The following is a 20824-nucleotide window of genomic DNA, read 5'->3' as shown; positions in this document are numbered from 1 at the left end:
GTCAGGCGCCCAGCACGATCGGGTCGCCGCGCAGCGCCGGCGGAATCTGCGCGTCGAACCAGCCGCGTACCGGTGCCAGCGCGGGATGCGCCAGGTCGCGCTCGAGATACCCCCATACGCGCGGACACAGCGCCGGATAGCGCGGCTTGCCGTCGCGTCGCCACAGCCGCGTGAAGATGCCGATGATCTTGGCGTTCCGCTGCGCGCCGAGCACATGATAGGCGACTTCGAACGATGCATCGACGCCCGTCGTGCGGCGATAGCGATCGAGCATCGCGGCCTCCAGCGCGGCAGGCACCTCGCGCCGCGCATCCTGCAATAGCGACACCAGATCATAGGCAGGATGGCCCGCCAGCGCGTCCTGGAAGTCGAGCAGCCCGAGCGTCTGCGCGCCTTCCTCGAGCAGCATGAGGTTTTCGGCGTGATAGTCGCGCAGCACCGTCACCACCGGCGCATTGGCGAGCGGCGCGAGCACTGCGTCCCAGGCCGCGCGATATCCCTCGACATCGACGTCGAGCGAGACCGCCGGGCAATACCATTCGACCAGCAATCCCGCTTCGCGCTGATATTCGGCAAGATCATAGGGCCGCCACGGACCGGCGGGGTGGCCGTGCAGGCGGATCAGCAGGTCGACGGCTTCCTCGTAGAGCCGCAGCTCGCTTTCGGGCGCGGCGTCGACGGTTTCGCGCATCCGGGCGTTGCCGAAATCCTCGAGCAGCACGAGCCCCTCGTCGAGCTGCTCGCCGAGGATCGCGGGTGCTGCGAACCCCCGCTCGCCGAGCCAGCGCGCGACGCGCAGGAAGGGGCGCGGGTCTTCGTGCGGCGGCGGCGCGTCCATCAGGATCGCGCTGCGCCCGGGCATTACGATGCGGAAATAGCGGCGGAACGATGCATCGCCGGCGATCGGCTGGATTTCGGCATCGCCCCAGCCGATGCCGGCGAGGAACGCGTCGACGCCGGCGGGCGGGTTCAGATCAGGGGCCATCGCGCCTTCCATGCCGCCGGCACCTGCGCTGTCAAGGCGCGTCCGCCGTCCGCCGCCGGGGCAAGCGTCAGGGCGAGGGCATCATGCCACCAACGCGTGCCGACGCGTTCGGGCCATTCGACGAGCAGCGCCGAATCGCGCCGAGCGTCGTCGAGCCCGAGTTCGAGCAGCTCGTCCTCATGCTCGATGCGGTAGAGATCGATGTGAAGCACGGGCAGGCGCAGTTCGGGCGGCGCATAGCTCTGGACGATCGCGAAGCTGGGGCTGGGTGCCTCGCCCTGAAGGCCCAGCGCCGCGAGCGCCCCACGCGCGATGCTCGTCTTGCCGGCGCCCAAGTCGCCCGATAGCGTGACGACATCGCCCACCGCAAGCACCCGTGCGAGCTTCGCGCCGAACGCCCGCGAGGCCGCCTCGTCCAGCAACGCGATCATGCGCGTGGCAGCCCGATCGTCACCAGCGTGCCCTGACCGGCTTCGGAAACGAGCGCGACGCTACCGCCATGCGCCTCGATGAACTGACGGGCCAATGGCAGGCCGAGCCCCAGCGCGCGCTCGCCGCTGGCGGTGACGCCGTGGCGCGCGAAGCGGTCAAAGGCCGTAGCTTGCTCGGCGGCGCTCATCCCCGGCCCGTCGTCGGACACGATGATGCGCGCGCCGCTCTCGTCGCCGTCGACATGCAGTAGCACGCGCCCGCCGGCCGGCGTGTGGGTGACGGCATGGCGCAGCACATGCTCGATCGCCTGCACGATGCGGCGCTCATCGCCCGCGATGGTGCCGGCGCTCGGATGCGTCTCGATCGCGAAATCGAGCGCGCGCTCGGCAGCCATCGGCGCGATGGCGCCCGCCGCGCGCTCGGACGCCGCGGCCAGATCGAACGGCGCGCGCTTGGGCGGCGCATCGCCCTGCGTGAGATCGAGCACGTCGTCGACCAGCGTCCCCAGCCGTTCGACCGATTCGAGGATCGCCCGCGTATAACCCAGCGCATCCTCGCCCAGCGTCCCGGCATAGCCGCCTTCGAGCATCTCGGCGAAGCCCTTGATCGAGGTGAGCGGGGTGCGCAGCTCGTAGCTCATATTGGCGACGAAGCCGGTCTTCACCTTGTCTGCGGCCTCGAGCGCTTCGTTGCGGTCGCGCAATGCCTGTTCGATGCGGCGGCTGTCGGAGATGTCGAGCATCGTTAGCAGCGCATTGCCATCGGGCAGCGGAACCGCCGCGAACTCGAAATGCCGCCCGTCGGCAAAGGCGACGCGGCCGCCGCGTTGCAGCCGGTCGACCGTTGCCGACCGCACGAGCTCGGCGATGAGCGCGGCACGCGCGGGGTTGGCGAGGCGCGGCGCCGCCTCGCGCGCCAGCGTGTCGACGCGCGGATGGCTGGCGAGCAACTCGGTATCGAAGCCCCAGACGGTGCGGAACTTGTTGTTCCACAACTGCAACCGGCCGTCGGCGGCGAACACGCCCACGGCCTCGAACAGATTCTCGGTGGTCGCGGTGCGTACGCGCAGCAGCGTGTCGCGGGCGCTCGCGAGCTGGACCTGCTCGGTACGATCCTCGAAGATCAGCAGCAGGCCTCCATCGGGCAGCGGCTGGGCGACGACGCGAAGGTGCATTCCGCCCGTCAGGTGCCAGCTTTCCTCGATCGATTCCTCAGGGGATCGGAACCAGTCGCGCCGCTCGGCCTTCCAGCCGGGATAGTCGCGGACCTCGGGCAGTCGCCCGGCCTCGCGCATCCGGTCGAGCAGGCGATCGAATTCGGGCGCCTCGGCCAGCCATTCGGGGCGGATACCGAACATGCGGCGGAACGGCTGGTTGCAGAAGACTAGCGTCCGATCGGCGCCGAACTGCGCAACGCCGGCCGATACGCGATCGAGCATCGCGCGCTGTGCCTCGCCGAAGCGCTTGATGCCGCTGCGCGCCTGTTCGAGATCCTCGATGTCGATGGCAAAGCCCGCGGTGCCGCCATCGGCGAGCGGTACGTCGTACACGCGCAGCATCCGCCGCGCGCCGCCGACCGTGGCCGGAAGCGCCGCCACCTGCGGTTGCCCCGTATCGCGCGCGATCGCCGCATGCGCGTGCGGGCCGGCGCCGGCACCGTCCTCGACGAGCTCGACCTGCCGGGCCACCACATCCTCGCCGTCGCGCGCCTCGACCGCGCGGACATAGGCGATATTGACCATCGCGAGGCGCAGATCGGGCGCGCGATACCACATCGGCATCGGCGCGGCCTCGATCAGCCCGGTCAGCGCGTCGAACGCGTCGCGCAGCATCGTCGCGCGCTCGGTCAGCCGCGCGACTTCGCTTTCGGTTTCGGTCGCGTCGAAGAACCAGACGAGCACGGCGCCGCCCGCGCCCAGCGCGTCGGGCGCCCGGTCGCCGACCGCCAGCAGCCGCTGCGCCGATCCGCGCGCCTGCACCGGCAGGCGGAACGGCCGTGCCGCCTTGCGCGCCGCCTCGACGGCCGCGGCGAGCGCGCGCGCATCCTCGGCAAGCAGTCCGCCACGATCCTCGCTCAGGCCCGAGAGCTCGCGCGGATCGGCGACAAGGCCCAGCCAGTCCGACAGCTGGCTCGACAGCTCGATACGCCCGTCGTCCAGCACCACCATCGCTCGTGCCGGCGCGGCACGGATCAGAGCCCATAGCCGAGCATTGTCGGCCTCGAGCGTTCGCGCGCGCGAACGCATCGCAAGACCCGTGTAGAGCGCCCAGCCGGCCGCGGCGACGAGCAGCGCCAGCACCGCGCCCGCCAGCGCGATCTGCCCGGTTTCCGCGATCATGCCCGGCGCCGCGCGGCCGGCGTTTCGGCACGCCTGTCGTCCATCGTTCGGGCACTAGGCGGCAATTCGCGGGAGGGCAACGGCGGACGCTTTTGTGTGGATAAGCCCTCGACGCCCTTTCGCCGCCAGGGCGCAGCGGCTACCCTGCCGGGCATGTCGCATGCCGGTTACGTCCCCCTTCGCATCTTCTCCTGCTATACCATGCTCGATGGCGCGATCGAGCCCAAGGCGATCGCCAAACACGCGCGCACGCTCGGTTTTCCTGCCGTCGCGCTGACCGATCGCAACGGGCTGTACGCGGCGATGGCATTCTCCGACGCCTGTCGCGACGCGGGCGTCCAGCCGATAATCGGCACGATGCTGGGCGTCGCGCGGCCGGGTGTCGAGGGGCGCGATCCGGTGCTCGACTGGCTGGCGCTCTATGCGCAGGACGAAGCGGGCTACGCCAATCTGTGCGCGCTGGTGTCGCAGGCGCATCTCGGCCGCCCGCTCGAACTCGATGCGCACGTCCCGATCGACGCGCTGGCGGGGCACAGCGAGGGCCTGCTGTGCCTGACGGCGGGCGGCGAGGGCGCACTCGCGCGGCTGCTCGCCGACGACCAGCATCGCGACGCCGCCGCCTATCTCGACCGGTTGCAGAACCTGTTCGGCGACCGGCTCTATATCGAGCTGGCGCGGCGCGGCGACGCGATCGAGCAGCGCGCCGAGGCGGCGCTCATCGATCTCGCTTACGCCAATGACCTGCCGCTGGTCGCAACTAATCCGAGTTGCTTCGCCGATGCGGGCTTTCATGCCGCGCACGACGCCATGCTGTGCATCGCGCACTCGACCTATGTGATGTCCGAGGATCGCAAGCGCAGTTCGCCCGACGCATGGATCAAGCCCGCCGACACGATGCGCAGCGACTTCGCCGATCTGCCTGAGGCGATCGCCAATACGCTGGTGGTGGCGCAGCGTTGCGCGGTGGCCGCGCCCAAGCGCAAACCGATCCTGCCGAGCCTCGCCGGCGACCGCGAGGGCGAGGCGGCGATGCTGCGCGAAACCGCGCGCCAAGGCTTGCAAGAGCGGCTCGACCGGATCGCCGCGCTCGAGGGCAGCGAGCGTGCCGAGGGTTGGGAAACCGAATATCGCGAGCGGCTAGAGTTCGAGCTCGACGTCATCATCCAGATGGGGTTTCCGGGCTATTTCCTCATCGTCGCCGACTTCATCAAATGGGCCAAGGACAACGACATTCCGGTGGGGCCGGGTCGCGGATCGGGGGCGGGCTCGGTCGTCGCCTGGGCGCTGACGATCACCGATCTCGATCCCATCAAGCTGGGGCTGCTGTTCGAGCGCTTCCTCAATCCCGAGCGCGTGTCGATGCCCGATTTCGACATCGACTTCTGCGAAACGCGGCGCGGCGAGGTCATCCGCTACGTGCAGCGCAAATATGGCGGCGACCATGTCGCGCAGATCATCACCTTCGGGAAGCTCAAGGCGCGCGCGGTGCTGAAGGATACCGGCCGCGTCCTCCAGATGAGCTACGGGCAGGTCGACCGGCTGGCCAAGCTGGTGCCCAACCACCCCACCGACCCGTGGACGCTCGAACGCGCGATCAACGGCGTATCCGAGCTCGCGCACGCCTATGAGCGCGAGGACGATGTGCGCCGGCTGCTCGACCTCGCCAAGCAGCTCGAAGGGCTGCCGCGCCATTCATCGACGCACGCCGCCGGCGTGGTGATCGGCGACCGCCCGCTCGCCGAGCTCGTACCGCTCTACCGCGATCCGCGCTCGGACATGCCCGTCACGCAGTTCGACATGAAATATGTCGAGGGCGCGGGACTGGTGAAGTTCGACTTTCTCGGCCTCAAGACATTGAGCGTCTTGCGCAAGGCCGTCGACCTGCTCGCCAAGCGCGGCATCGCGATCGATCTCGACACGCTGCCGTGGGACGATGAGGGCGTGTACGCGCTGCTCCAGCGCGGCGATACGGTGGGCGTGTTCCAGCTCGAATCCGAAGGGATGCGCCGCACGCTCTCGGCGGTGCGTCCGTCCAATTTCGGCGACATCATCGCGCTCGTTTCGCTCTACCGGCCGGGGCCGATGGACAACATCCCGAGTTTCGGCGCGCGCAAGAACGGGCGCGAGCCCGTCACCTATCCGCACCCGCTGCTCGAACCGATCCTTGCCGAGACCTACGGCATCTTCGTCTATCAGGAGCAGGTGATGCAGGCCGCGCAGGTGCTGGCGGGCTATTCGCTCGGCGGCGCCGATCTGCTGCGCCGCGCGATGGGCAAGAAGGTGAAGGCCGAAATGGACGCGCAGCGCGCGATCTTCGTCGCGGGCTGTGCCGAGCATCATGCGATTCCCGCCGCCAAGGCCAACGAGCTGTTCGATTTGATCGACAAGTTCGCGGGCTATGGCTTCAACAAGAGCCATGCCGCCGCCTACGCGCTGCTCGCCTATCAGACGGCCTGGCTGAAGGCGCATTATCGCCACGAGTTCTTCGCGGCATCGATGTGCTTCGACCTCGCGCTGACCGACAAGCTCGCGATCTTCGTCGACGACATGAAGCGGCTGGGCGTCACCTGCCTGCCGCCCGACGTGAACGCGAGCGAGGCCGAGTTCGACGTGCAGCCGCATGGCGAAGGGCTGGCGGTGCGCTATGCGCTGGCGGCGTTGAAGGGCGTCGGCGAGCGCGCGATGGAGCTGGTGGTCGAGGAGCGGCGCGCGAAAGGCGCGTTCACCTCGCTCGACGATTTCGCCCGCCGAGTCGATCCGCGACTGCTCAATAAGCGGCAGGTCGAGACGCTTGCCGCCGCCGGCGCGTTCGATTGCCTCGCCGACAACCGCGCCGGCGTGCACGCCGCCGCCGAGACGATCCTCGCAACGGCGCAGCGCATCCATGCGGGCCGCGCGAGCGGGCAGGGGGGGCTGTTCGGCGACGGCGAGGCGAGCGAGCCGCCCATCCGCCTCCCCGCGAGTGCCGGCTGGACGCTGGCGCAGCGCATCGGTGCCGAGAAGGAAGCGTTCGGCTTCTATTTCTCGGCGCATCCGCTCGATCGCTATGCGCATCTCGCCAGGGTACACGCCGCCCGTCCGATCGCGGCGCTGGCCGAAGTCAACGTGGCGGAGGGCGCGCGTGCCGGTGCGACGATCGCCGCGCTGGTCGAGGACGCGCGCTGGCGCACCTCGGCGCGCGGCAAGCGCTACATGATGGCGACACTTTCGGACTCTAGCGGCCAGACCGTGGCGACCTGTTTCGACGATGCCCCCGCCGATGCGCTCGAGGAAGCCGCGCGTGCCGGCGGATGCGCGCTGCTTCAGATCGAGCTCGATCGCCGCGCCGGCGAGGATGCGGCGCGCGTCACCGTCAAGAGCGTGCAGGCATTCGAGACGCTCTCGAACAACGCGCGGCTGGTGCTGAGCCTCTGGGTCGACGACGCCGCCGCGCTCGTACCGCTCGGCGCGATGCTGCGCGACCAGCGCGGCGGGCGCGGCCGGGTCCGCATCCTGACGCCTTTGCGCGATGGCGCCGAGGCCGAGATATTGCTCGGCGACGACTTTCTGCTCGACCATGAGCTGGTGGCGGCGATCGACGCCGTGCCCGGTATTCGATCGAGCGATCTGATGAGCCCCAAATTGCAACTCGCCGGATAGGCTGGACGCCCGCGCACGAGCGGCTATTCTCCGTACCCGAAACGAGAAAAACGGAGAGGTCGATGCTTGGTGGAATGCAGGATTTCGAGCTGCGCATCCCGCGGCTGATCGAACATGCCGAGCGCGAGCATGCGACGCGCGAGATCCTGACGCGCTGGGCCGATGGCAGCGAGAGCGTGACCAACTGGGGCGAGATCGCGCATGATTCGCGCCGGCTGGCGCAGGCACTCGAACGGCTGGGGCTGAAGCCCGGCGACCGTGTCGCCACGCTCGCGATGAACCATGCCCGCCATCTGGTCGCGTGGTACGGCACCATCGGCATGGGCGGGATCGTCCATACCATCAATCCGCGCCTGTTTCCCGATCAGCTCGCCTATATCGCCAATCACGCCGAAGATCGCGTGCTGATGTACGACCGGATGTTCCAGCCGCTGGTCGACAAGATGAAGGACCAGTGGACGACGATCGAGCACTACGTCGTCTTCGATGGCGACGGCGAAAACAGCTTCGAGGCGCTGATCGCGCCTGAGAATGGCGACTATACATGGGTCGAGGGTTCCGAACGCGAGCCGTGCATGCTGTGCTACACCAGCGGCACCACGGGCAATCCGAAGGGCGTGGTCTATTCGCACCGCTCGTCGATGATCCACGCGCTCGCCGAATTGCAGCCCTCGGTGTTCGATCTCTCGGCGCGCTCGGTGGCGATGCCGATTGTGCCGATGTTCCATGCCGTCGGCTGGGGCATGCCCTTCGCCTCGCCGGCCGTCGGTCTCAAGCTCGTCTTTTCGTGCGTCAACGAGCCCAAGATACTGTGCGAACTGATGAATCGCGAGAAGGTGACGCACTCGGCGGGAGTGCCCACCGTATGGTTCGCGATGTTCCAGCACATGGACGCGACGGGCGATGCGCCGAAGCATCTGCAAGTCGTCACCATCGGCGGGTCGGCGGCGCCGCGATCGATGATCGAGCGGCTGATGAAGATGGATATCCGCGTCAACCACGCCTGGGGCATGACCGAGACTTCGCCGATCGGCACCATCGGCGCCAAGAGCTACGACTGGGACGAACTTAGCTTCGAGCAGCAGGTCGATCAGGTCTGCAAGCAGGGCCGCGCGCCCTTCGGCGTCGAGATGCGGATCGTCAACGATGCTGGCGAACCGCAGCCGCGCGACGGGCAGAGCTCGGGCCGGTTGCAGGTACGCGGGCCATGGATCATCCAGCAATATTTCGGCGAAGAGCAGCCCTGCGTCGACGCTGATGGCTGGTTCGACACTGGCGACGTCGCCGTCATCCACCCCGACAACACGATGCAGATCACCGATCGCGCCAAGGACGTCATCAAGTCGGGCGGCGAGTGGATCAGCTCGGTCGATCTCGAGAATGCCGCGGTGGGCTGCCCCGGCGTCGCCGAGGCGGCGGCGATCGGCGTGCATCACCCGCGCTGGGAGGAGCGGCCGATCCTGCTGGTGGTGAAGAAGCCCGGCAGCGACGTGACGCCCGAGGCGATCCAGGCGCATCTGGCCGGGCAGGTCGCCAAATGGTGGCTGCCCGACGAAATCCATTTCGTCGACGAGTTGCCGCACACCGCCACGGGCAAGCTGCTCAAGACCGCGCTGCGCGAGAAATACAAGGGGTACAGCCTGCAGGCCGCATAGGTGCTTTACTGTTGCAGCACACCCGGATAGGCTGATGCCAAATCCGGGGGGAATCAGATGCTTCAGCTACGCGACATCGGCCATGTCTACGCAAACGGCACGCGCGCGCTCGATGGCGTGACGCTCGACATTCCCAAGGGCATGTACGGGCTGCTCGGTCCCAACGGCGCCGGCAAGTCGACGCTGATGCGCACGATCGCCACGTTGCAGACGCCGACCGAGGGCAGCATCACCTTCGGCGACATCGACGTGATCGCCGAGCCCGAGCGGCTGCGGCGCACGCTCGGCTATCTGCCGCAGGATTTCGGCGTCTACCCGCGCGTGTCGGCCTATGACATGCTCGATCACATGGCGGTGCTGAAAGGCGTCGCCTCGGCCGCCGATCGCAAGGCGACGGTCGAGACGCTGCTCAACCAGACCAATTTGTGGAACGTCCGCAAGAAGGCGATCGCGGGCTTTTCGGGCGGGATGCGGCAGCGCTTCGGCATCGCGCAGGCGCTGATCGGCAATCCCGAGCTCATCATCGTCGACGAGCCCACCGCCGGCCTCGATCCCGAGGAGCGCAACCGCTTCCTCAACCTGCTCGCCGAGATCGGCGAGAATGTCGTCATCATCCTTTCGACGCATATCGTCGAGGACGTGGCCGATCTGTGCCCGCGCATGGCAATCCTCGCCGGCGGGCGCATCCAGCGCGAAGGCGCACCGCTCGAGCTGATCGATCAGGCGCGCGGGCGCATCTGGGCGCGCACGATATCGCGCGACGCGCTGGACGAGTATCGCGAGCGTCACGAAGTCATCTCGACGCGGCTGTTCGCCGGGCGCACCGTCATCCATGTGCTCGCCGACAGCGACCCCGGCGACGGCTTCGAAAGCGTGCAGGGCGGGCTCGAGGACGTGTATTTCTCGACGCTGGCGCACAGCCGCCGCGCCGCCCCCGCGCACGCCGCCTGAGCCGGGGGAGCACACCCATGTTCGGCCGCATCGCCAGCTTCGAACTCCGCTACCAGCTCGGCAGCCCCGTCTTCTGGGTCGTCGCGATCCTGTTCTTCCTGCTGACCTTCGGCGCCGTGACGATCGACCAGATCCAGATCGGCAGCGGCGGCAACGTGCATGCCAATTCGCCCGCGGCGATCGCGCAGACGCACCTCATCATGTCGGTGTTCTTCATGTTCGTCACGACCGCGTTCGTGGCGAACGTGATCGTGCGCGACGACGAGAGCGGCTTCGGGCCGATGGTGCGCTCCACGCGCGTCGCCAGGTTCGATTATCTGATCGGCCGGTTCGCCGGCGCGCTGGGTGCAGCGGTCATTGCCTTCGCCGCGGTGCCGCTGGCGATGTGGATCGGATCGCTGATGCCTTGGCTCGATGCCGAGACGCTGGGGCCCAATCGCGCGCGCGACTATGCCTTCGCCTTCACCGCGCTAGCGTTGCCCAACCTCGTCCTCACGGCGGCGATCTTCTTCGCGGTCGCGACCATGACGCGTTCGATGATGTACAGCTATCTCGGCGTCGTCGTGTTCCTCGTCGCCTATTTCGTGCTGGTAGGCGTCACTGCCTCGAAGCCCGAATGGCGCGATACCGTCGCCTATTTCGAGCCGTTCGGCATCGCCGCGCTCGGCAACGCCACGCGCTACTGGACGGCGAGCGAATCGAACACGCTGATCGCGCCGTTCGAGGGGCGCCTGCTCGTTAATCGTATCCTGGTGCTCGGCGTCGCGCTGCTTGCGCTGGTCATCGCCTATTGGCGCTTCAGCTTCGCCGAGCGTGGCATCTCGAAGCGCAAGCTGCGCCGGCAGGCGCGCAGCGCGGCGAAGCTCGGTGCTGTCGCGCCCGAGCTTGTGGCGACGCTGCCGCCCGTCGCTCCCGAGCGGGCGTGGCGCAGCCAGTTGTTGCGTCGTTGCCGCTTCGAGATCGGCCAGCTCGTCAAGAGCCCAGCCTTCTTCGTGCTCATCGTCATCGGTCTCGCCAATGCCGTGGGCGGCCTGATCGGCTCGAACGAGCTGTACGGCACGCCCGCGCGGCCCCTTACCTTCGCCATCCTCGAAGTGCTGTTCGGCGCGTTCGGCATCATCCCCATCATCATCGCGATCTATTATGCCGGCGAAGTGGTGTGGCGCGATCGCGACCGGCGGATGCACGAGATCGTCGATGCGACGGCGCTGCCCAACTGGGCCTATATGCTGCCCAAGACGCTGGCGGTATCGCTGGTGCTGTTCGCGACGCTCGCCATCTCGGTCGTCGCCGCGATCCTCGTGCAGACGATCCGCGGCGGCGCGTCGATTGATCTGGGTCAGTATCTGGGCTGGTATCTGCTGCCCTATGGCATCGACATGGTCCTGATCGCGGTGCTGGCGGTGTTCATCCAGGCGCTCAGCCCCAACAAATATGTCGGCTGGGCGCTGATGGTCGTCTATCTGGTCGCCACCATCACGCTGTCGAATGTCGGCTTCGAGCATCCGCTCTACCTCTACGGCGCCAGTGGCACGCCTCAGCTTTCGGACATCAACGGCGATCAGGTCGGCGGGCCGCTCGGCTGGTGGCTGCGGCTCTACTGGGGCGCCTTCGCCATCGTGCTGGCGGTGCTCGCGCACCTGCTGTGGCGGCGCGGCACCGAGACACGGTTGAAGGCGCGGCTGCGGCGCATGCCCGCGCGGTTGCGCGGCACCCCCGGCATCGTCATCGCGGCGGCGCTGCTGGTGTTCGCGGGCACCGGCGCGTTCCTCTACTGGAACATGAACGTCCTCAACACCTATCGCACGCGTGACGATCGCAATGCGCGGCTTGCCGAATATGAAAAGCGCTTCCTCAAATACGAGAATGTGGCGCAGCCCTCGGCGACGGCGATGCGCGTTCGCGTCGATCTCTATCCGGCCGAGCGCCGCATGGAAGCGCGCGGGCGCTACACGCTCGTCAACGATACCGACGCGCCGATCGAGACGCTGCACGTCCGCATGGGCGATCCGAACACCGAAATTACCGGCCTCGGCCTCCCCAACGCCACGCTGGCGATGGAAGACCGGCTGCACAAATACCGCATCTACCGCTTCGATACGCCGCTCGCGCCGGGTGCACGCACCACGCTCGATTTCACCACGCGGCGCGAGCAGCGCGGGCTGCGCGCCAATGGCGACGACACGCGGCTGGTCGCCAATGGTAGCTTCCTCAACAATACCGAGTTCGCGCCGCAGATCGGCATGCAACGCATCGGCCTGCTCACCGATCGCAGCGAACGACGCAAATACGGCCTGCCCGCCGAGCTGCGCCCCGCCAAGCTCGAGGATCTGGCCGCCACGCGGCGCAACTATATCGGCAATGCCGACTGGGTGATGTCCGACATCACCGTCTCAACGAGCGACCAGACGCCCGTCGCGCCCGGCAGTCGCATGTCGGACGAAACCGCCAACGGCCGCCGCACCGCACGCTTCGTGTCGAGCGCGCCGATCCTCGCCTTCTTCTCGGTTCAGTCGGCGCGCTATGCCGAGGCGAAGGCGCAGGCGGGCGATGTCGCGCTCAGCGTCTATCACCATCCCGCGCACGACTATAACGTACCCAAGATGCTGACCGCGATGCAGCGCTCGCTCGCCTATTTCGAGCGCGCCTTCGGCCCCTATCAGTTCGACTATGCGCGCATCATCGAGTTTCCCGGCTACGCGACCTTCGCGCAGGCCTTTGCCGGCACCATCCCCTATTCGGAGAAGATCGGCTTCATCGCCGACACGCGCGATCCCGACGCCATCGATTACGTGACCTACGTCACCGCACACGAGATGGCGCACCAATATTGGGCGCACCAGCTCATCAGTGCCGACATGCAGGGCGGCACGATGCTGGTCGAGACGATGGCGCAATATGGTGCGCTGATGGTGATGAAGGAGCTGTACGGCGAAGATCGCATCCGCCGCTTCCTGAAATACGAGCTCGACAACTATCTGCGCTCACGCGGCGGCGAGGCGATCGAGGAACTGCCGCTCAACCGTGTCGAGAATCAGGGCTATATCCATTACCGCAAGGGCGCGCTGGCGATGTACCTGTTGCAGGACCGGCTGGGCGAGGACCGCGTCAACGCCATGCTCGCCAACCTGCTCGCGCGCTACCGCTTCAAGAGCCAGCCCTATGCGCGCTCGACCGAGCTGGTCGAGGGCTTCCGCAGCCTCGCGCGCAACGATGCCGAGCGCCAGCTCGTCGCCGATCTGCTCGAACGCATCACCATCTACGACCTGAAGGCAACGGCCGCGTCGACGCGGCAAGTGGCGCCCGGCCGGTTCGAGACGGTGCTGACGGTCGAAGCGGGCAAGGCCTATGCCGATGGGCAGGGGGCCGAGCGCGCAGCACCCCTGGCCGACGAAATCGACATCGGCCTGTTCACCGCGCGCCCCGGCATCGGCGCGTTCGACCGCGCCGACGTGCTGTTCATGGAGCGCCGCCCGGTGCGCAGCGGTCGCCAGCAGATACGCTTGGTCACCGATCGGCGGCCCGCGTTCGCCGGCATCGATCCGTACAACAAATATGTCGATCGTAACGGCGACGACAATCTGGTTGCGGTCGAATAGACCGCTAATATTGATCTGCATCAGCATCGGTCGTCATATGCTCGATAATTCGCATTGATCTTCCGCTTGGCGGAACAGTAAAGCTGCTTTGCGCGCTTGGCATTCCGAACGGAGGCCAACATGCAACGAAAGACGCTTTCTGCAGCCGGCGGAGCGGCGGCACTGCTCGCGATCGGCGGCGGGCTGCTGCTCGCCCGCTCGTCGCGTCCGCACGGCGCGGCGGACGACGCACCTGGCCGCACCGCGCGGCGTTCTCGCTTCGGCGACTATGCCGTCGTCGGCAAGACGGTGACGATCATGAAGCCGTCGCGCGACGAGCTGTTCGCGTTCTGGCGCGACTTCACCAACCTGCCGGCGTTCATGGACAATCTCGACATGGTCGAACTACTCGGCGACGATCGCTCGCGCTGGACGATCAGGGCGCCCGGCGGCGGCACCGTCTCGGTCGAGACGCGCATCGCCGAGGAGAAGCCGGGCAGGATCATCGCCTGGCGGTCGGTCGAAGGATCGGACATCGATACCGAAGGGCGCGTGCGCTTCAGCGATGCGCCGGGCGGCGGCACCGAGGTCGAACTGGTGATCGCCTATATCCCGCCCTTCGGTCGCGCCGGTCAGGCGGTGGCCAAATTGCTGCAACGCGAGCCCGCCATCCAGGCGCGCCGCGACCTGCGGCGCTTTCGCATGCTGATGGAAACGGGCGAGATCGCCACATCCGAGCGCCGGCTCGAAACCGAGGAGAAAGCCTGATGCGCGCCTTGTGCTATCACGGCAAGCAGGACGTCCGCGTCGATACCGTGCCCGATCCCGAGATCGTCAATCCGCGCGATGCGATCATCCAGATCACCTCGACGGCGATCTGCGGATCGGACCTGCATCTGTATGACGGGGTGATCCCCGCTGTCGCACCGGGCGATGTGCTCGGCCACGAGTTCATGGGCCGCGTGGTGGAAACCGGCCCGCATTCAACGCTGCGCAAGGGCCAGCGCGTAGTGGTGCCGTTCGTCATCGCATGCGGCGCCTGCTATTTCTGCGGCAAGCAGCAGTTCAGCGCCTGCGACAATTCGAACCCCGTCGACAAGCAGGAGATGTCCGAGACGCTGTACGGCAGCCCGATGGCCGGGCTGTTCGGCTATTCGCACCTGACCGGCGGCTATGCCGGTGGCCAGGCCGAATATGTCCGCGTGCCGTTCAGCGATGTCGGTCCCGTGGTGATCGAGGACGACGGTCTCGATGACGACAAGGTGCTGTTCCTGTCGGACATCCTGCCCACCGGCTGGATGGCGGCGGAGAATGCCGAGATCGAGAGCGGCGACGTGGTCGCCGTCTGGGGCGCCGGTCCGGTCGGCCTGTTCGCCGCACAGAGCGCGCTCATCATGGGTGCCGCGCGCGTGATCGTCATCGATCATTACCCGCACCGGCTCGCGCTGGCCAAGGGGCTTGGCGCCGAGATCGTCAACTTCCGCGAAACCGATGTGCGCGAGGCGCTGCTCGAAATGTCGGGCGGTCGCGGCCCCGATGCGGTGATCGATGCCGTCGGCATGGAAGCGCATGGCTTCTCGGTCGACAACATGCTCGACATTGCCAAGCAGAAGGTCGGCATCGGCGCTGATCGCGCATCGGCGCTCAAGCAGGCGATCCTCGCGGTGCGCAAGGGCGGGCGGCTTTCGATCCCGGGCGTTTATGGCGGCATGACCGACAAGTTTCCGCTCGGCGCGCTGATGGAAAAGGGCATAACGCTCAGGACCGGTCAGACGCATGTGCAGAAATACACCAACAAGCTGCTGGCGATGATCGCCGAGGGCAAGATCGACACGACCTTCCTCATCTCGCACCGCCTGCCGCTCGAAGCGGCGGCTGAAGGCTATGCGAACTTCAAGAACCATCAGGACGACTACACCAAGATCGTCCTCAAACCCGGCATGGAGAGCTGACATGGGCAAGCTGGCAGTCATCACCGGCGCCTCGACTGGTATCGGGCGCGAACTGGCGAAGATCGCGGCGAGCGAGGGCTACGACCTGCTGCTCGTCGCCGACGAGCCGCAGATCGATGCCGCAGCGGGCGAATTGCGTACCGGCGGCGTGCGCGTAGAGGCGGTCGAGGCCGATCTCGCGACGTTCGAGGGCAATGACCGGCTGATCGATGCCGTCGATGGCCGCCCGATCGACATACTCATCGCCAATGCGGGCCGCGGCCTGGGCCACGCCTTCGTCGAGCAGGCGCCGGCCGATTGGCGACGCGTGATCGACACCAACGTCACCGGCACGACCTATCTGATCCAGAAGGTTGCGCAGACGATGGTCACGCGCGGCGAGGGCCGCATCCTCATCGTCGGATCGATCGCGGGGCTTATTCCCGGCAGCTATCAGGCGGTGTACAACGGGACCAAGGCATATCTCGACAGCTTCGCCTACGCGTTGCGTGAGGAACTTTCGGACACCGGCGTCGGCGTGACGGTGCTGATGCCCGGCCCCACCGACACCGATTTCTTCCGGCGCGCCAACATGCTCGACACGCCGGTGGGCAAGGACGACGGCAAGGAAGACCCCGCCGACACCGCGCGCAACGGCTGGAAGGCGATGATCGATGGATCGGCGCATGTCGTCTCGGGCGCCAAGAACAAGATCCAGGCCGCGCTCTCGCACCTCACGCCCGATACGGTGCTGGCGAAGCAGCACGCGAAGATGGCCAAGCCCGAATAGCGCCTAGCCCGGGGGCGCCTTGCGGAGCAGTCGCGCTCCCAGGGCGCTGCCGGGCAGCTCGACGAAGCGATAGCTGAGCTTCGAAAGCTGGACGATCAGCACGAGGAACGCGACGATGATCGCATCGGCCAGCAGCGGCGGCGCGACGATGCCTTTCTGGCCCGGCTGCGCCTCGCCGAAACCGATCAGCGGCAGGTCGAGCACGCTCGCCACTGCGGCGGCCGACAGCAGGCCCACGGCGACGAAGGCGTGGACGAGGTAGATCGAGTAGGAGCGCCGCCCGAGCCCCTCGAACCAGGGGTGGCGCAACAGCCGCGAGAGCCGCCCCTGCTCGCGCGCGAACACCAGCACGGTCGCGGCGAATAGCGGCACGCACAGGATGTTCAGGTCGTGCGGCAGCAGCGCGACCGCCGCGAATACCGCTGCCGCAAACACGGCCTCGGTCAACGTCGGGGCGGGCAATCGCGCCGCCGCGACGCGCGGTCAGGCGATATAGGCCAGCACGCCGGCCGAAAAGCTCAGCAGGCAGCGCACCAGCGCCAGATCATAGGTCGCCTGCATCACCCGCGGATGCAGCAGCGTGAACATCGCCGCCAGCGCGCCGATGACCGCCAGCGCGATCCATCCGCGCGCCCCGAAAGCGGCATGGCACAGTGCGAAAGTGATATAGGCGGCGAACTCGGCGCTGATAGACCAAGCCGGCTCGTTCCACGTCGCCATCGGCAGGAAACCCCAGGCCTGCGTCATCGTCAGGTTGGCGGGCAGCCAGGCGAGCGCAAATTCACCCTCAAAGGCAGCGGAACCTGCCCGGAGGCCCAAAATCTTCGCAATGGCGAGCAGCACGCGATAAGCCGCGAAAAGACCGAGAACGAAAAGATGGAGCGGCCACAGCCGGGCGATCCGGCGGATGAAGAACGGCCAGATCTCGCCGCGTTTTGAGGCGATGCGAACGCCGCTCGAATGCGCGATGACGAAGCCCGACAGCACGAAGAAGAAGTCGACGAAGCGATAGGAACCGCTCGCAACCGGCAGCGTCGAAAGGAAGCCCGACGTCTTCAGATGGCCGAACGCAACCGTGAGCGCGGCGATCCCGCGCCACGAATCGAGCGCGACGAACTTGTGCGATGCCATGCGCCCACCTCGATCACTTACCCGAACGTTCAAAAGGCGAGGCGGCGCCCCGTATAGAGCGGTCGCTGTGACACACGGCGGCGGCGGGCGGCTTCGCCAATCGCCAGCAGCACGCCGATCACGATCCAGAAAAACGAGAAGCGCAGGCCTTGATGGGTGACGCCGTAAAGGATCGGCGGGAGCAGATAGATTGCGAGCCCGAACGGAGCGCGGAGCGTCGCCGCCGCGAGAAACGCGACAAACAGCGCCAGGCCGGGCAGACCGTAGGAGAACAGCATCGTACCGAACGACGAGTGGATTTCCATCGCGAACTCGTCGCCGCTGCCCCACCGCTCAAGGTCGCCTTCACCCGCGCCGACCACGATATATTCGTAATTGTCGACAATACGGTCGTAGTTGCGTTCTTCGATCTGACCCTCGCGATTGTCGTTGAGGCGAATACGGACGCGGTCGTCGGACACGATGCGATCGGTGCTGACGGCACCGGCAACCATCAGCAGACATGCCGCGACTACTCCCGCCGCCGCGCCGACCATACGAAGCGCCGGCGTGCGCAACGCAAAATAGAGCCAGATGAGCATCAGCAGCGCGGTCGCCACCACACCGGCGCGCGATGCCGACATCGCCTCGCAATACAGGATCATCAGCAGGAACGGCAGGTCGATCGGCTTTGGCTTGTTGCTGCGCAGGATCATCAACAGGCTGAAGAGGCACACGCCCCAATAGGCAAGCTGGTTGGGATTGCGGAACGTGCCCTTGCTGCGCAGCCCCGCACTGTCGCCGATATAATAGACCACCGCGAACTGCGCGAGGATCGCCGCGAAGATGAACCACGGCACGATCCGGTCGAACGCCTCGGGCCGGTCGAGCCGTGTGCTGAACACCGCGACGACGACGAACAGGTTGAAGACGTAATAGAGCGTCGTGACCACATAGTCGCTGACGCCCGAGATCGCGAACCAGGTGAAATTCACCAGCGCAATCCAGATTGTCATCGCCGTCAGCAGCGGCTGCTGGCGCAGAAACTGCGCAAGCCCGCGCGGGCCGACGACGAACAGCGCCATTGCGGTAATAAGCCCGTCGGCGGGCTGAATGCTGCCGCCGCTGAAGAAATAGAATTGCTTGGCGAACAGATAGGCGCCGATCGTCAGCACCGCGAGGAGCCCCAGCCGGTCCGACGGCGCACGCGCGGCCTTCATCCGCGCCGGCGCCCGCAGCGCCGGGCGCATGCCCTGAGCCGCACGTTCGAGGCGCTCATGCGCAGTCAGATGCATCGCGGCTCCACCCAGGCGTTCGTGCGTGCCCTAGCGCGTCCTGCGGCGAGCGCCAAGCGCTGCGCTCGAACGTTGGGTCGCGCGGCCATATTCCCGCCGCGCGGCGCGAAAGGGGGGTGCATGGCTGCGGGATTATGTGCCACAACGCCGCCATGCCGGGGACTAGTAGCGTGATGCGTATCGTTGGTGCGGCCATTCTGGGTGGATTGGCGGCGTTCGGATTGGTGGGCGGCGCGGCGGCGCAGGACGAGGCGGGCTTCCAGGCCTATCTGCGGACGCTGCGGGCCGATGCGCTGCGCGCGGGCGTCAGTGCGCGCACCGCCGATGCAGTGCTGCCGACGCTGACGATGAACCCGCGCGTCATCGAACTCGATCGCGGCCAGCCCGGCGATACGCGGCCCAACGCCCCCGTCCCCCGCTTCGCCCCTTATCGCGAGCGGCATGTCGATGCCGCGCGCATCGGCCGGGGGCGCCGCGCCTTCGCCGCCAATCTCGGCCGCCTCCGCGCGATCGAGGCCGATAGCGGCGTGCCCGCCAAGATTCTCGTCGCGATCTGGGGGCACGAGACCAATTACGGCGGCTACAAGGGCGATTTCGATCTCGCGCGCTCGCTCGCCACGCTCGCCTATGAAGGCCGGCGCCGTCCGCTGTTCGCGGGCGAGTTCATCGCGCTGCTCAAGATCATCGATCAGGGTACCCCGCGCGAGCAATTGAAGGGCAGCTGGGCCGGCGCCATGGGGCATCCGCAGTTCCTGCCGTCGGTGTATCTGCGTCTCGCCAAGGACGGCGACGGCGACGGTCGCGCCGACATCTGGAACAACGAGACCGATGCGCTCGCGTCGATCGCCAATTACCTGCGCAACGCCGGCTGGCGACGCGGTCAGCCCTGGGGCTTCGCGGTCTCGGTGCCCGGCAGCCTCGCGCGCGGCAGTCTCGACACGCGCACCGTGTCGCCGCGCTGTCCGCGCGTGTTCGAGCGGCACAGCCAGTGGCGCACGATGCGCGAATGGCGCGCGCTCGGCGTGACGCCGCAGGGCGGCGCGTGGCCCGCCGACGATGTGCAGGCAGTATTGCTCGAGCCCGATGGGCCGGGGCAGACCGCCTATCTGCTCACGTCGAATTATCGTGTGATACTCGATTACAATTGCTCGAACTTTTACGCGCTGTCCGTGGGGTTGCTCGCCGATGAAGTCGCTCGTTGAGATTGTCGCGGTGCTGATGGCGCCGCAACAGGCCGCAACGCCTCCCGCCACGCCGCCGCCCGAACTGCCGGCAGGCGAGGGACCGCGCGCCACTTCGGGCGAGGCGGCGCGCTACGACGCGGTGGGCTATGCCGCCGATCGCGCCGAGGCGGGCGTTGCGCACCCCACGCTGCCCATCGACAGCCATGTCGAAGTGACGGCGCTCGACAGTGGCCGCACGGTGCTGCTTGCGGTGACGCAACAGGCGCCGCTCGCCGCGCCCGCGATCGTCGCATTGTCGCCCGCCGCGCGTACTGCGCTCGGCCTGACGCAGCCGATGGCCGCCGTGCGCGTGCGCGCGGTGACGCCGCCCGCGCCCGATATGGCGGCAGCCCGTCGCGGCGAAGCGGTGCAGCGGCTCGATGCCCCTCCCGTGCTGCTCACCGGGCTGCGCAAGGACCTTCCGCCGCGTGGAGCGATGCCGATGCCCGACCGTCCGCCAGCCACCCCGGCGCCCAGGAAGCCGGCGACCGACAGTGCCAAGCCGGCACCCGCCGCTGTCGCGCCAAAGCCCGTCTCAGCCCCTCCAGCTGTGCCCAAGCCCATGCCGGCGGCAGCGCCGGCGGCGCCTTCGCAAGCGACCAACCGTCTGATCGACCCGCCCGAGAGCATCGGCCGCACGCCGCCGCGCGCCGGCGTCGATCCCGACAAGGGCTGGTTCGTGCAGGTCGCCACGCTGTCCGATGCCGCGCGCGCCAAGGCGCTCGCGGCCGATCTGGGCGGCAGCAGCGTCGCCGCGGGTCGCTTCTGGCGCGTGCGCATGGGGCCATATGGCGATCGCGCGGGCGCCGATGCGGCGCGTGCAAATGCCGCGAAGCGCGGCTATCGCGACGCGCGGGCCTATCAGGTCAAATAATCCTCACCTCGAACTACCGGAAC

15 protein-coding genes are annotated in these 20824 nt (G+C 67.4%); 9 read left to right on the top strand and 6 right to left on the bottom strand.

From position 1 onward, the window contains the following. Position 1: 1 nt before the first annotated feature. From FBR43_RS06755 to FBR43_RS06745, 3 genes are read right to left on the bottom strand one after another with little or no spacing between them, the layout of a single operon-like run. Complete coding sequence (locus tag FBR43_RS06755; protein ID WP_249276485.1) at positions 2 to 985, bottom strand: aminoglycoside phosphotransferase family protein; 984 nt, start codon at positions 983 to 985, stop codon at positions 2 to 4. Continuing rightward, entirely contained in the window at positions 970 to 1416 is a 447-nt protein-coding gene (gene tsaE, locus FBR43_RS06750; RefSeq protein WP_136942436.1) for a tRNA (adenosine(37)-N6)-threonylcarbamoyltransferase complex ATPase subunit type 1 TsaE, read from the bottom strand. Before tsaE ends, FBR43_RS06755 begins: the two co-directional genes overlap by 16 nt. After that, entirely contained in the window at positions 1413 to 3755 is a 2343-nt protein-coding gene (locus FBR43_RS06745; RefSeq protein ID WP_136942435.1) for a sensor histidine kinase, read from the bottom strand. The genes tsaE and FBR43_RS06745 overlap by 4 nt, the downstream gene beginning before the upstream one ends. 153 nt (positions 3756 to 3908) lie before the next feature. On the opposite strand from FBR43_RS06745, the gene dnaE reads away from it, so the two are divergent. The 7 genes from dnaE to FBR43_RS06710 all read left to right on the top strand — a co-directional run bounded on the left by dnaE (position 3909) and on the right by FBR43_RS06710 (position 16299). Next, positions 3909 to 7394 (top strand): DNA polymerase III subunit alpha, encoded by a 3486-nt coding sequence (gene dnaE, locus FBR43_RS06740; protein ID WP_136942434.1) that lies wholly within the window; start codon positions 3909 to 3911, stop codon positions 7392 to 7394. A gap of 62 nt (positions 7395 to 7456) precedes the next feature. Next, positions 7457 to 9049 (top strand): long-chain fatty acid--CoA ligase, encoded by a 1593-nt coding sequence (locus FBR43_RS06735; protein WP_136942433.1) that lies wholly within the window; start codon positions 7457 to 7459, stop codon positions 9047 to 9049. Positions 9050 to 9106: 57 nt separating this feature from the next. Further along, positions 9107 to 10000 (top strand): ABC transporter ATP-binding protein, encoded by an 894-nt coding sequence (locus FBR43_RS06730; RefSeq protein ID WP_136942432.1) that lies wholly within the window; start codon positions 9107 to 9109, stop codon positions 9998 to 10000. 17 nt (positions 10001 to 10017) lie between these two features. Continuing rightward, positions 10018 to 13599 (top strand): ABC transporter permease/M1 family aminopeptidase, encoded by a 3582-nt coding sequence (locus tag FBR43_RS06725; RefSeq protein ID WP_136942431.1) that lies wholly within the window; start codon positions 10018 to 10020, stop codon positions 13597 to 13599. A gap of 120 nt (positions 13600 to 13719) precedes the next feature. Then, positions 13720 to 14346 carry an SRPBCC family protein gene (locus FBR43_RS06720; RefSeq protein ID WP_136942430.1) on the top strand — a complete coding sequence of 209 codons (627 nt, stop codon included), beginning with the start codon at positions 13720 to 13722 and terminating at the stop codon, positions 14344 to 14346. Beyond that, positions 14346 to 15530 (top strand): zinc-dependent alcohol dehydrogenase, encoded by a 1185-nt coding sequence (locus FBR43_RS06715; RefSeq protein WP_136942429.1) that lies wholly within the window; start codon positions 14346 to 14348, stop codon positions 15528 to 15530. The genes FBR43_RS06720 and FBR43_RS06715 overlap by 1 nt, the downstream gene beginning before the upstream one ends. A gap of 1 nt (position 15531) precedes the next feature. Continuing rightward, the gene (locus FBR43_RS06710) at positions 15532 to 16299 is read left to right on the top strand and encodes an SDR family NAD(P)-dependent oxidoreductase (protein ID WP_136942428.1); all 768 of its coding nucleotides are present in this window, start codon (positions 15532 to 15534) and stop codon (positions 16297 to 16299) included. Positions 16300 to 16302: 3 nt separating this feature from the next. On the opposite strand, the gene FBR43_RS06705 is transcribed toward FBR43_RS06710, so the two are convergent. From FBR43_RS06705 to FBR43_RS06695, 3 genes are read right to left on the bottom strand one after another with little or no spacing between them, the layout of a single operon-like run. Next, positions 16303 to 16746: an acyltransferase family protein gene (locus tag FBR43_RS06705; RefSeq protein ID WP_136942427.1), complete on the bottom strand. Its 444-nt coding sequence runs from the start codon at positions 16744 to 16746 to the stop codon at positions 16303 to 16305. A 36-nt stretch (positions 16747 to 16782) separates the two neighbouring features. Continuing rightward, on the bottom strand, positions 16783 to 17430 hold the full coding sequence (locus tag FBR43_RS06700; protein WP_136942426.1) for an acyltransferase family protein: 648 nt from the start codon (positions 17428 to 17430) through the stop codon (positions 16783 to 16785). Positions 17431 to 17459: 29 nt separating this feature from the next. Continuing rightward, positions 17460 to 18704 carry a hypothetical protein gene (locus tag FBR43_RS06695; RefSeq protein WP_136942425.1) on the bottom strand — a complete coding sequence of 415 codons (1245 nt, stop codon included), beginning with the start codon at positions 18702 to 18704 and terminating at the stop codon, positions 17460 to 17462. A 173-nt stretch (positions 18705 to 18877) separates the two neighbouring features. On the opposite strand from FBR43_RS06695, the gene FBR43_RS06690 reads away from it, so the two are divergent. Then, positions 18878 to 19906, top strand: a complete 1029-nt coding sequence (locus tag FBR43_RS06690; RefSeq protein WP_136944076.1) for a lytic murein transglycosylase — start codon at positions 18878 to 18880, stop codon at positions 19904 to 19906. Continuing rightward, entirely contained in the window at positions 19890 to 20801 is a 912-nt protein-coding gene (locus tag FBR43_RS06685) for an SPOR domain-containing protein (RefSeq protein WP_136942424.1), read from the top strand. The genes FBR43_RS06690 and FBR43_RS06685 overlap by 17 nt, the downstream gene beginning before the upstream one ends. Positions 20802 to 20824: the final 23 nt, after the last annotated feature.

The organism is Sphingomonas baiyangensis (assembly GCF_005144715.1).
Lineage (GTDB): Bacteria > Pseudomonadota > Alphaproteobacteria > Sphingomonadales > Sphingomonadaceae > Sphingomonas > Sphingomonas baiyangensis.
The sequence above is the reverse complement of the archived record's forward strand: the minus strand, read 5'-3'. Positions and strand labels throughout refer to the sequence as shown.